Source organism: Wolbachia endosymbiont (group A) of Norellia spinipes, assembly GCF_964273535.1.
Genome location: NZ_OZ187006.1, coordinates 1260561 through 1272705 on the forward strand (window position 1 = coordinate 1260561; position 12145 = coordinate 1272705).

The window sequence follows — 12145 nt, forward strand, 5'->3', positions numbered from 1 at the left end:
CACAGCTAAAGTGACCTATTTATAATTTCAACTTCACCATCTTCATAACGCATAAATAGCTTTTTATGTACTCCTTTTATTATAACATAATCATCAAATAACAGCCTTTTACAAGGTTTATCCTCCTCTTCTACAAAAATCTGAGGTATTTTATTATTATTTCTAAATTTTAAATAGGTTAAATAACCATCATCAAATAGCTCAATCGGAACTATATCCGCATTACCACCTTCATCAATATATGTATAATTGTACTTCGTATCATTTTCTTGTATTATTTTTTCTGGCTTGTCTGTAGTGTATTGCATTTGAGTAGGTAAAGAAACCTCATCTAAATCAAGATCAAATTCACCTTCTTCTTGAGGATAATAAAAACGTACTACGTAAGATATATCCTTTTCAGCAGAATAATCGTGACCCACTTTCTTAGCATCAGTATCTGGGTATTTATCGTAGTTTGGCCTTGAGATTAAATCAAAAATGTAATTTCTTTTTTTAGTTGTTGTAATAATCATGTTAGTGCGACTACTAACTTCAAATGGCATGATAAGCAATTTATTGTCATAAGGATTAATTTTCCAACTTGATGCATCACCAACAGCGATATTTTTAACTTTTTCTCCTTCCGCAAATTCAATATAAGAATAGTAACCCTGACTAAAAACCACCGTAAATACTTCATTAGGGCTATACACAAAAGTCTTTATTCTACTATCTACAGAAATAGGCTCATTATAATTAATGGATGCGTTTAAATTGCCACTTACAAGTAAAGCTAAAACTAATAATATCCTATACATATTCATCATCTACTCTATATGAAATAACTTGAAATCCTAATGGGTTAATATATCTTTGCTGATCATCCATTTCAAGCGATGCATATCTATATGACATAATAACTATCTTATTTTTTCTTGTGGAACTTCCATCTTTCCGTATAAATTCCACAAAAAACCTCACCTGAAGAGCATCGTTACCCAATTTTTGAATTGAGCGAATTTTAAATTCACTTTTGGTATCTGAGTACAAATTAAAAAGATCATCCATATTCTGTGATCCTACATAATTTCTAAATTCATTATACACATTAGGTGAGGAAAACAACCTCACCTTTGTATAATAGTTATAATTATAATGATATGGATCAAAAACCTCCCTTGCTTTTATATACTCTGAAATAAAATAAACGTTTAGCGCTTCATTTGCAGAATATTGTTTTACTGTGACAGGATCAACCAATTGCACTATTCCTGATTTCTTGTCAATTTCTATAACAAATGGCTCAATAGTGCTACTTGTGCTAATTTTAAATATGACTAATATGCTGATAGAGATCGTTGCTAATAATATTAATGCAAATAAAAGTAGAATATTCCTTTGAGCAATAACTGTGCTGTAGCGGTTTGAATTCCAATCTATATCCTTATCTAAGGATTCAGTATTTTTTTCTCGCTTAAAAAATCTTAGCATTTTAGTATTCCTAAAAATCTTAACTTATGTTAATAAACATAGCAAATTAACAAAGTAGTTACAACAAAAAAGCTAAAAAACTCTTAATCTATGGCCTAGCTTACCAAACTTTGTCTCCATATATGAATCGTTATATTTATTACGTTCCACAATAAGTGGTAGACACTTTGTAACTCCTATACCACTACTTTCCAATTCTGACAATTTCCTATCATTGTTTGTAAGTAATTGGATTTTGTTAATGTTCAATTTATTAAGCATTTTAGCTGCAACAGCAAAACTCCTTTCATCATCTTCAAAACCTAATATTCTGTTTGCATCAACAGTATCAAGATTATGTCCTCTTTGCACACTGTAAGCTCTTAACTTATTAGTTAAACCAATGCCTCTTCCATCTTGCATCAAATACAATATAATACCACTTCCAGAGTCAGCTATCATTTGAATTGCTTGATGTAACTGACTTCTGCAATCGCATGATAAGCTATCTAACAAGTCACCCGTATAGCACGAAGAATGAATTCTTACTAATGGTTCGCCATCTTTATCTGGATTGCCAATGATAATTGCATGATGTTCTCTTCCACCACTTTCTGTTCTATAAGATATGATATTTACTTCTTGAGTCTGTTTTAAAAATAATGATGTTTTGCACACTTCATATACATCCTGATTTTCTTGAAAATTATTTATGAATGACGTGTCCAGTGCAATAACGTCATTTTTCTCGCACCAATTTCGCATTTCATGGTTATTCTCAAAAGTCATATCAGCCACTAACGCGTATGGCAATAATTCTGAGAACTTAAGCAAGGCAATAGCACATTCATCTATTGTCTTTGAGCATTGCAACTCTCTTATGCAATCTTCCTTTGAAAAGTTTATTAAATGGAGCAGTTCATCAAAATTATTCACCAACAGACGTTTGCTGTTATGTTCTTTATTCTGAGATATGTATTTTACCTTACTTGAAGTTAAAGTAACATATACATTACTTGATATAAGCTTGTATTGATTAAATAAATCTCTTTCTAAAGCCTCAGCAGCAGCGAACAATAGGTAATTACTTTTATCATATATTACAATTGGCCGGCCGCGCCTGATTTCGCTGATAGCTCTTTCTACCTTATTGCTACTCTGATTTCCTATAAACATTTTTACCCATATTAAGCAGCTATGAAAAAACTGGTGCGGCCGAGAAGACTTGAACTTCCAAGGCCTTATGAGCCACAGCGACCTCAACGCTGCGTGTCTACCAATTCCACCACGGCCGCACTATATTCTAGTTTTTATATAATTATTTTAAATTGTTTAATCATTTTAGAATTTTTCATCTAGAGTGTCAATCTGATACTAGAATAATTTAGAAATTACTTGTATAATTTGATTATGAATTTTGTGATTATAAATTTTAATCATTTAAGACAACCTTACTACTAATTTTTAACTTAGGTTTTTATACAAATGAATGTAGCTAATATCTTTATTTTTTTAGCTCTCTCTCTTATAACTAGCTTTCATTTCGTCCATGCACAGATATTATACACATGGTCTCAAGTTATCCCAGAAAATAAATTAAGCATACGTGCAATTACAGACAATGACATGTGTCCCATTGTTTATGTCGATGGCGAGGAAATAGAAATGCTGAATCGCAGCTCAATTAACAATGGTGATCATAACGAAACAGTTTGTGAACTGACAGTACAAACAAGTGCCAAAAACATTAGTATTGAGGATCTACGAGTTCCTATATTACCAGAAAAGGTTAATAAAATTGCTTTTATTGGTGACACGGGTTGTAGAATAAATATGTTATTTCAGCAGGAATGTAATTCGGTAGATAGCTGGCCTTTAAAAAAAAATTTAGATTCAATCGCCCTTCATAAACCAGATTTAATTATCCATGTTGGTGATTATCATTATAGACAAACAAAATGTAGAAATACAAAAAAGTGTGGCGATATTTATGGATATAATAAAAAAGCTTGGTACGCTGATTGGTTTGAGCCTGCAAAGGATATTTCATTACAATCCCCTTTCCTTTTTGTTCGTGGAAACCATGAGAGTTGTAATAGAGCTTATGAAGGATGGTTCAGGTATCTAGATTCATACCCCTTTTCGTCTGAAAAATGTGGAAACTTCGTTTCTAGTTGGTCCTTAGATGCTGGACCGATGAAATTTTTTATCTTCGACTCTTCATCCGGTGAGGATATTTTTACAACCCAAAGCACAATTGATGCTTTTGAAAGGCAATTTGATAAATTGATACAAGATAAGCCCACGTGTTTTTTAACTCATAAACCGCTTTGGAGATCTCCAAAAAAAGAATTTTTGACATTAAAAAGCCATGGTAATCTTACACAAATTGAAGCTTTTGGAGATAAATTTCCAAGCAATGTCACTACCATAGTTTCTGGCCACATTCATATAGCCCAGATTTTATTAATGGATAATGTTCCAGACCAGATTATAGTTGGAAACGGTGGTGCATTATTACACGCTCAAGATCAAGAGCCTGTTTATCAAAATGTAGAATTTGACTATTCAAATGGTAGAAACTACTTAGCACACGAGGTTAGAAACTTTTTCGGTTTTGGCTTTGCAATACTAAACTTAGATGATCACAAATTTACCTTCTATAATCAACACAATAAGGAAATGTATTCTGCGAAGCTAACAGAAGATTTTAAACTTGAACGGATTAAAACTATAGTCGATTCATTTTAGGACTTGTTATTAGCTATTTTAACAACGCTACTTAAACATTTTTTTTAATCGATTGATTTCATCAGCAAATTTTGAGTCGGTCTTTATAAAATTTTCTACTTGTTTTACTGCATGTATAACGGTAGCATGGTCTCTGCCACCAAAGTTTCTCCCAATATCTGGTAGGCTTTTTTGCGTAAATTTTTTGGCAAAATACATAGCTATTTGTCTTGGCCTTGCAAGACTGCGAAGTCTTCTATTGGATTGCATATCTGCAACCTTTATATTGAAAAATTCAGCTACTTTCTTTTGTATTTCTTCTATTGTGATTGACCTATGATTTGACCTAAGAAGATCGATTAGGGTTTCACTAGCTGATTCTACCGTCATACTTCTTCCAATTAATGAGGTATGGGTAACCTTATTTAATGCTCCTTCTAATTCTCTTATATTAGATTTTATGTTCCTTGCTAAAAACTCTAGGACATCTTTCGGAACATACATATTCATCTGCTCCACTTTTGCCTGCAATATACCAAGCCTTAATTCAAAAGTTGTTTCATTAATATCTGCCACCAACCCCCAACCGAGTCGTGATCTTATTCTTTCTTCCACTCCATCAAGATCACTAGGAGACCTATCAGCTGATATAACCAATTGCTTATTTTGGTCTATCAATGCATTGAAAGTGTGAAAAAATTCTTCTTGTGTACTATCTTTACCACTGATAAATTGCACATCATCTACCATCAATACATCTACTGATCTAAATTGCTCTTTAAATAACATAATATCTTTGCTTCGCAGCGCTGTAATATATTGGTACATGAATTTCTCTGCTGATAAATATACTACTTTTCTTTTTTCTGATGGGGAATTGACTATGTGCCAGGCTATAGCATGCATTAGATGTGTTTTACCAAGTCCCACTCCACCATATAGAAACAAAGGATTGCTGCCTAATATTGGATCTATAGATTCTGCCACACGCTTTGCCGCCGTAAATGCTAATTCATTTGGCTTTCCCACTACAAAATTATCAAAGGTGAACCTTGGATCCAGCGGCGAACCAAGATTATGATTACTTTCCTCTCTGTTTTTTAGTATAACATTAAAATTTGAATTCCTTTCCTCAATTACTTGAATATCAATAGAACGTATGCTTTTATCTTCGCTTTGCCATAATGATAATATTTTTTTCATGTAATGAACTGTAATCCACTCTTTTATAAACCTTGTTGACACGGATAAAAGAACTTCCCCATTTCTGCTACTGACAAATTTTAGCGAACTCAGCCAGCTGTTATATGTTGCTTCTCCATAAAGATTATAAAGACAATTTTGGATTTTTTCCCAAGTAACATTGTGATCCGTTACTGTAATAATCTGATCAAAAAACACAGTAGAAACCTTAGGGCTAGTTAAGTTCATATACCATACCAAGAAAAAAGCAACAATTAGAAAAATATAAGATAATCAATAGCTTACTGCAAAATGAAAAGCTAATACTACTTAATACATACTAAAAATTATGGTGATTTTTTGATGAGTTGTAAAGGGTATAAAAACACTAAAATTGATCATTTTTATTTCAAAAAAATGAAAAATTTGTAAATGTCGCTTGTATCGAGGATTAGAAGCATGCTATTAAAAATAGTAATACATTATGTATAAATAAGATGTTAAATTTACTGGCAAATAAGTAAAGTATTCATATAAATATAGCTAACCTAATATAGATTTACTGAAGCAAATTTATGATTATATTAAGTAATTTGAGTTGTCATGCTGTATTCGGTATTGAACTAGAGTTTTACATTGAAGGAATAGAAAAAGAATATTTATTTCTGAATAGCATCAAAAATAAAATAGCATTTCTTGAATTTTCCTGCGAGAAGGAGAATTCTACACATCAATATGAGATAAAAAGTGGTTGTTATACGAACTCCGACAATTTAATTAAGCATTTTGAGTTAGCAAAACAATTACTTACTGAAGTAGTACAAAAACTTGGTGGGAACGTTTCTTTTAAAGCAAAGCCTTATTTGGATAGAGCAGGCAGTGCATTAAATGTGCATGTTAATCTCGTGAATTCAAATAACGATAACTTATTTTATATCAATGAGCAAAAGTATAGTGATTATTTGATTCATAGTATTGGCGGATTATGTGCAATGATGAAAAAACATATGTTGTTTTTTGTTCCAAATGATGATTCATATTTAAGATTTCAGTACCCGGATATTCACACTCCAACTACGATTAGTTGGGGAGTAAATAACAGAACTGCTGCGATAAGAATTCCCTATTTTGGCAACGATTCCAAAAGATGCCGCCTAGAGCACCGTGTTCCTGGAGCAGACTGTAACCTTGAAAAAGTACTCACAGCAATAATTGAAGGTATAGTTTTTGGTATAGAGAACAAAATTGCTCCGCCAAATAGGGTCTACGGCATTGCATCTGATTCTCAATATAAGATGAAGAGTTTGATATAAACTCTAACCACGTTGGTTAACAATATCTTCCATAGTTAGCCGCTCTGGCATTCTCATTAAGTTATCACTGAAAAAAGTCCTCGGAGCATTGGTAAGTTCTTTGATTTTTTTGTCATATCCATTCATATGCATAGGAGGGGATCGCATTAAGTCCATATAGTTCGTTGCGTATTTAGTCCGACTTGTATCATCAGCGTTAGTGCTTTTAGAAAGTGAATTACCTTTGAAATCCATATGTTCAGGTAGTCCATTTTTCATTTCTTCTTGTACTCTTTTATTTTTTAATTCTTCTGCTAGCTCAGTTTCAGTTCTTTTTGGTTCTTTTACGGATATTTCCGTATCTTTTTCTTCACCTTCATCTTCTGAAACACGAGTAATTTCAGCTTTAGTTCTTATTTTATGAATCAGCAAAAGTAATAAGTAAGTAACTGCAGCAGCAGAAACGATAATGGCTATCTTTGCGGCAATGTGGATTGCTGTTAAAAATATTAAAGCTGATAAAGCTCCAGCTAATCCAGACACAATAACTTTTCTCTTGCCTTTTGTTACATTTAAAATTGCCACCATAATAACCTCTCAAATACTGTTCTAGAATTATTATACAGAAATTTTCTTATACTTGCAATTTTGCGAAAATTTTAATTATTTGCGTAAAGTTTTAAAGCTATACAAGGATTAATTAATATGCAACGTATCTCGACTATAATATTGTACAAACACACATATTTAGTTAACATTCAACATGCAGAGCTTACTCATAGAGCGAAACAGGGCGGTGGTATTATTACTTATAGTAATTTTTATCTTCGGTTCATACGTTTATGTAAAAATGCCAAGGGAAAGTAACCCTGATATACAGATTCCTATAATCAGCGTGTTTGTTGGACTTCCTGGGATTTCTGCTCAAGATAGTGAAAAGCTATTAGTGCTGCCTATAGAAAATGAACTAAGATCCATCGAAGGTGTAAGAGAATTGAGAGCTTTTGCAACTAATGATGGTGCTCACATGATACTCGAATTTGGAACAGAGTATGATAATAAAGAAGTGCTCGATAATGTCCGTTCAAAGCTTTCAAACATAAAATCGAAGTTACCTGTTGAAGCGGAATCTCCGATAATCAATGAAATAAACTTGAGCTTATTTCCGATACTCAATGTCGGCTTAATTGGTAATTTGCCAGAAAGAGCCTTAACTGAAATAGCACGCAAGCTAAAGAAAGAAATAGAATCTCTGCCAAATGTTCTCAAAGTTGAAGTGGCAGGTATGCGTAAAGAAACAGTGGAAGTTATAATTGAGCCCACAGTTCTAACAAAATATAACATTCAATCAAACGAAATATTCCAAGCTATATCAAGCAATAATAGACTAGTGGGAGCTGGGTCACTGGAAAATGATACCGGTAAATATTCGATTAAAATATCAGGGTTATTAAAAGATATAGAAGATATTATGAATATTCCTATTAGATCTCAAGGCGATGCAGTTTTGAGAATCAAAGATATAGCAAAAGTATACCCTAGGTTTGAGGATCACCAAGGGTTTGCTCGCATTAATGGATTACCTAGTGTCGTGCTAGAAATTTCAAAACGTAACGGAAAAAACATAATAGACACAGTAAATCAAGTAAAATACTTAATGGATAAGGCAAAAGATCAATTACCTGAAAATTTAAAAGTGGTGTACTTAAATGACCAGTCAAAAAACGTCCGCGATGTGCTTGATGACTTGGAAAACGGCATAATATTCGCTGTGTTGTTAATATTGATCATAATGATGCTTTCTATGGGAACAAGGATTGCTATTCTTGTGGCACTCTCGATACCCGGTTCCTTTCTCATTGGGATAATAGCTCTTTACTTTATGGGCATAACCTTAAATATCGTTGTGCTCTTCAGTTTAATCATGGCTGTTGGCATGCTGGTTGATGATGCAATTGTGATCAGCGAATATGCCGATAGAAAGATGATCTGCGGAATGGACAAAGTAGAAGCCTTTCACACTTCAGTTCGTGATATGTTTTATCCGGTTCTATCATCGACGTTAACTAAATTAGCAGTGTTTTTTCCTCTATTATTCTGGCATGATACTGTTGGTAAATTCATGCAGTACATATCAATTACAATAATTCTAACTTTGACTGGATCGCTCATTATGGCTTTGGTTTTTATACCAACACTTGGTGCAATATTTGGTAAGCCTTCAATAACTTCAAAAAAAGAAATAAAAAAAATGAGTGCTATAGAAAGTGGTGAGATAAAAAATGCTGGGTCTATAATAAGAGCTTACATACGCATGCTAGAGAAGGTTTTAGATCATCCTAAAAAATTCATATGTGCTACTGTATTCGTCCTGTTTTCATTTAGTGTGCTGTACTTTACCTTTGGTCCTGGAGTGAAGTTTTTTCCGAAAGTGGATTCAGATAATATTTTAATCAGTGTTAAAGCAAAAGAAAGCTTATCAGCCAAAGAACGAGATCTGATACTCAAAGAAGTGGAAGAACGCATTTTGAGCGTTGAAAAAGAAATTCATGTTTCTTATGCTAGATCAGGAGCATTTTCAGACAACGTTATCGCCAGAATTCAACTAGAACTTATGGATTGGCGCTTCAGGCGCAAAGCTAAGCACATATTAAACGATATAAGGAGCAGTGTGCAAGACATGAAAGGAGTAATAATTAATGTTCAAGAGGAAAAGTCAGGACCGTCGGCTGACAAGCCAATACAAATTAACCTCAGCGGAAGTGCATCCAATCTGAATTTAGCAGCAGAGAAAATTCTAAAAATTATGGACCAACCTTCATCCGGGTTTATAAATATTCAAGATAGCAGATCAGCACCTGAAATAGAGTGGAATATGAGTGTTAATAAGAGTAAGGCTACAAGTTCTGGAGTAAGTGTTGCAACCATTGGCGATTTTATAAAGATGGTTACAAATGGAGTGTTGATTGGAAAATATAGACCAAATAACACGGATGAAGAAATCGATATTGTACTCCGTTTCCCCAGAAGGGACCGCAACATGAAGACTATAGATAATCTTTTTATCAATACAGTTAATGGCCCGCATCCTATGAGCAACATAGTAAAATATGCTCCCGAAAAAAAGGTAAACAAACTAAATAGGATTGATGGATTACGTACAGTGACAATTTCCGCTGATGTGGATACAGGCTATCTTGTTAATGAAAGAGTAAAGTTCATTCAGAATTCTATTGCCCAGGATTGGGACAAGGGAGTAAAAATTGATTTTAAAGGCGACAAAGAAGATCAACAAAAATCAGGAACATTTTTGTTAAAGGCTTTTATATTAGCAATTACACTAATGATATTGGTATTAGTGACACAGTTTAATAATGTATACCATACATTTATCGTAATGACAGCAGTGTTTTTATCCACAACATGTGTGTTTTTTGTTTTCTTTCTTATCCAACAAGTTTTCGTAGTTGTTATGTGTGGAGTGGGGATAATTGCTTTGGCAGGAATTATAGTAAATAATAACATACTATTGCTTGATGCCTTTCATCACCAAATTAAGGTACACAAAAATGACATCAAGCGATGTGTAATAAACGCTGCAATTTCTCGCGTTAGGCCAATATTGCTTACCGTTGCAACCACAGTTCTTGGTTTAATACCGATGATTACCAGGTTAAATATCAATTTTTTTACGCTACAAATCACATATGATGCTCCATCAAGCCAGTGGTGGGTTGACATTTCAACAACCATAGCAAGTGGAATATTGGCTGCAACGGTCTTAACTTTATTCTTTACTCCGGCGTTGCTTGTCATACAAAGACATGAAAAAACTTGACTTAAATTAGCAATCATTTAACATTTAAGATAGCGTTCTTTGCCCGTTGAAGCTATAATTATAACTAATTACATTGGATTTATTTATTATGATTGCTAATCGTAAAAGCAGTGTTAAGCAGAAAAGTAACAAGAATAACATAGTTGGAAGCCTTGATGTAATAAAAACAGCAGGAGAACTTTCACTTCAAAAAGGTTTAGATTTTAATGTTGTAATAAAGGCACTAGAAAGTGCTATAGAAGCAGTGGCTTATCAAAAGTATGGTAGCAAAAGTAAAATTGTAGTTAATATAGATAGAAATACAGGCAAAGTTACTTCATACAGAAAACTAAAAGTTATTGATGACGAATCAAATGAAGAAGAGAACACTGAGTATGAATCAATTACGCTGACACAAGCTAAATTAATAAAAGGAGATGCAAAAGTTGGAGATACTGTTAGTGAATTGCTCTCTCTTAACACTGATCTTGCTTCAGCAAGGATTGCCCAGCAAAAGATTGCTCAAATAATTAAAGATGAAGAGTCAAAAAAGCAATATGAGGAATTTAAAGATAAGGTGGGAGAAATAAGGTATGGTATTGTTAAACAAGTAGAATATTCAGATCTTATTATAGACATAAATGGCACTAGGGCATATCTTCCATTGCGAAATTTGACCGGTGGTGAATCATTTCCTGAAGGCGATAAGGTTAAAACTTACATACAGACCGTTAAGCGCTCTGATGATGGACGTCAAATTATTCTTTCTAGGACTCATGAAGGCTTTTTAGAGGCATTATTAAATCAAGAAATACCAGAAATTGCTGACGGGTTAGTAACAATTAAAGGTATAGCTAGAGACGCCGGCTCAAGGTCTAAGGTTGCTGTTTTCTCTCCTGACAAGAACATTGATCCAGTAGGTGCTTGTGTTGGAGTTAAGGGAGATAGAATAAAAACTATTATACACGAATTAAATGGTGAAAAAATTGACGTTATAAATTACTCCTCAGATTTGGGTCAATTTGTTATTAAAGCCATTACTCCTGCAGAAGTATCGAAGGTTATTATTGATGAAAATGAAAATTGCATAGAGTTAATAGTTGCTGAAGATCAATTGAGTTTAGCTATAGGAAAAAAGGGCCAGAATGTAAGATTAGCTTCAGAGCTTGTTGGATGGAAAATTGAGATATTAAGCACTCAGCAAGAATCAGAAAGGCGAAGTAAAGAACTTAGTCAATGTTCAGCTTTATTTGCTGAAGCTTTAAACTTAGAAGAGATTATGGGTCAGCTATTGGTAACAGAAGGTTTTTCAAGCGTAGAAGATATATCCAACGCTTCAATTAAAGAGCTTTCTTCAATAGAGGGCTTTAATGAGGATATTGCAAACGAACTTCATAACAGAGCAAACAAGCACCTGAAAGCAGAAAATGATAGAAAAATAGAAGAGCTAAAAAGTCTAGGTATGGAAGATGATGTAATCAATTTAACTTTATCAATAGACAATAAAATTGCTCTTAGTAAACATGATATTAAGACTTTAGAGGACATAGCAGATTTATCAAGTTATGAGTTTTGCAGCATACTCTCTTCCTCAGCTGATAGTAAAGAAAATCTAAAAGATACAGTAGACTCAATAATCATAGAAGCACGTAAAAAGCTTGGGTTAATATAA

The 12145-nt window shown here is 33.3% G+C and carries 9 protein-coding genes and 1 tRNA gene; 4 read left to right on the top strand and 6 right to left on the bottom strand.

Annotated features, from left to right (window positions below; genetic code table 11):
- Nucleotides 1-5: 5 nt before the first annotated feature.
- The 4 genes from virB9 to ACFZP3_RS06195 all read right to left on the bottom strand — a co-directional run bounded on the left by virB9 (nt 6) and on the right by ACFZP3_RS06195 (nt 2747).
- Nucleotides 6-806 carry a P-type conjugative transfer protein VirB9 gene (gene virB9, locus ACFZP3_RS06180; RefSeq protein WP_253309956.1) on the bottom strand — a complete coding sequence of 267 codons (801 nt, stop codon included), beginning with the start codon at nt 804-806 and terminating at the stop codon, nt 6-8.
- Nucleotides 793-1473: a virB8 family protein gene (locus tag ACFZP3_RS06185; protein WP_253309360.1), complete on the bottom strand. Its 681-nt coding sequence runs from the start codon at nt 1471-1473 to the stop codon at nt 793-795. The genes virB9 and ACFZP3_RS06185 overlap by 14 nt, the downstream gene beginning before the upstream one ends.
- Nucleotides 1474-1545: 72 nt before the next feature.
- Nucleotides 1546-2628 carry a GTP cyclohydrolase II gene (locus ACFZP3_RS06190; RefSeq protein ID WP_386087053.1) on the bottom strand — a complete coding sequence of 361 codons (1083 nt, stop codon included), beginning with the start codon at nt 2626-2628 and terminating at the stop codon, nt 1546-1548.
- 31 nt (nt 2629-2659) lie between these two features.
- Nucleotides 2660-2747, bottom strand: a tRNA-Leu gene (locus ACFZP3_RS06195).
- Nucleotides 2748-2937: 190 nt separating this feature from the next.
- Here ACFZP3_RS06195 and ACFZP3_RS06200 point away from each other — a divergent pair.
- The gene (locus ACFZP3_RS06200) at nt 2938-4203 is read left to right on the top strand and encodes a metallophosphoesterase family protein (protein WP_386087054.1); all 1266 of its coding nucleotides are present in this window, start codon (nt 2938-2940) and stop codon (nt 4201-4203) included.
- Between the two features lie 27 nt (nt 4204-4230).
- On the opposite strand, the gene dnaA is transcribed toward ACFZP3_RS06200, so the two are convergent.
- Nucleotides 4231-5613 (bottom strand): chromosomal replication initiator protein DnaA, encoded by a 1383-nt coding sequence (dnaA, locus tag ACFZP3_RS06205; protein WP_386087055.1) that lies wholly within the window; start codon nt 5611-5613, stop codon nt 4231-4233.
- A 326-nt stretch (nt 5614-5939) separates the two neighbouring features.
- On the opposite strand from dnaA, the gene ACFZP3_RS06210 reads away from it, so the two are divergent.
- Nucleotides 5940-6677 carry a glutamine synthetase gene (locus tag ACFZP3_RS06210; protein ID WP_386087056.1) on the top strand — a complete coding sequence of 246 codons (738 nt, stop codon included), beginning with the start codon at nt 5940-5942 and terminating at the stop codon, nt 6675-6677.
- A 3-nt stretch (nt 6678-6680) separates the two neighbouring features.
- Here ACFZP3_RS06210 and ACFZP3_RS06215 read toward each other — a convergent pair whose 3' ends face one another.
- A complete protein-coding gene (locus ACFZP3_RS06215) occupies nt 6681-7244 on the bottom strand; it encodes a hypothetical protein (RefSeq protein WP_386087057.1) in 564 nt (187 codons plus the stop codon).
- Nucleotides 7245-7419: 175 nt separating this feature from the next.
- On the opposite strand from ACFZP3_RS06215, the gene ACFZP3_RS06220 reads away from it, so the two are divergent.
- Nucleotides 7420-10494 carry an efflux RND transporter permease subunit gene (locus ACFZP3_RS06220; protein ID WP_386087058.1) on the top strand — a complete coding sequence of 1025 codons (3075 nt, stop codon included), beginning with the start codon at nt 7420-7422 and terminating at the stop codon, nt 10492-10494.
- Between the two features lie 88 nt (nt 10495-10582).
- Nucleotides 10583-12145 carry a transcription termination factor NusA gene (gene nusA / locus ACFZP3_RS06225; RefSeq protein WP_386087059.1) on the top strand — a complete coding sequence of 521 codons (1563 nt, stop codon included), beginning with the start codon at nt 10583-10585 and terminating at the stop codon, nt 12143-12145.

What these genes read in the sequence shown, in the direction of transcription:
- virB9 (WP_253309956.1), bottom strand. Translation starts at nt 806, where the DNA reads ATGAATATGTATAGGATATTATTAGTTTTAGCTTTACTTGTAAGTGGC.
- ACFZP3_RS06185 (WP_253309360.1), bottom strand. Translation starts at nt 1,473, where the DNA reads ATGCTAAGATTTTTTAAGCGAGAAAAAAATACTGAATCCTTAGATAAG.
- ACFZP3_RS06190 (WP_386087053.1), bottom strand. Translation starts at nt 2,628, where the DNA reads ATGTTTATAGGAAATCAGAGTAGCAATAAGGTAGAAAGAGCTATCAGC.
- ACFZP3_RS06200 (WP_386087054.1), top strand. Translation starts at nt 2,938, where the DNA reads ATGAATGTAGCTAATATCTTTATTTTTTTAGCTCTCTCTCTTATAACT.
- dnaA (WP_386087055.1), bottom strand. Translation starts at nt 5,613, where the DNA reads ATGAACTTAACTAGCCCTAAGGTTTCTACTGTGTTTTTTGATCAGATT.
- ACFZP3_RS06210 (WP_386087056.1), top strand. Translation starts at nt 5,940, where the DNA reads ATGATTATATTAAGTAATTTGAGTTGTCATGCTGTATTCGGTATTGAA.
- ACFZP3_RS06215 (WP_386087057.1), bottom strand. Translation starts at nt 7,244, where the DNA reads ATGGTGGCAATTTTAAATGTAACAAAAGGCAAGAGAAAAGTTATTGTG.
- ACFZP3_RS06220 (WP_386087058.1), top strand. Translation starts at nt 7,420, where the DNA reads ATGCAGAGCTTACTCATAGAGCGAAACAGGGCGGTGGTATTATTACTT.
- nusA (WP_386087059.1), top strand. Translation starts at nt 10,583, where the DNA reads ATGATTGCTAATCGTAAAAGCAGTGTTAAGCAGAAAAGTAACAAGAAT.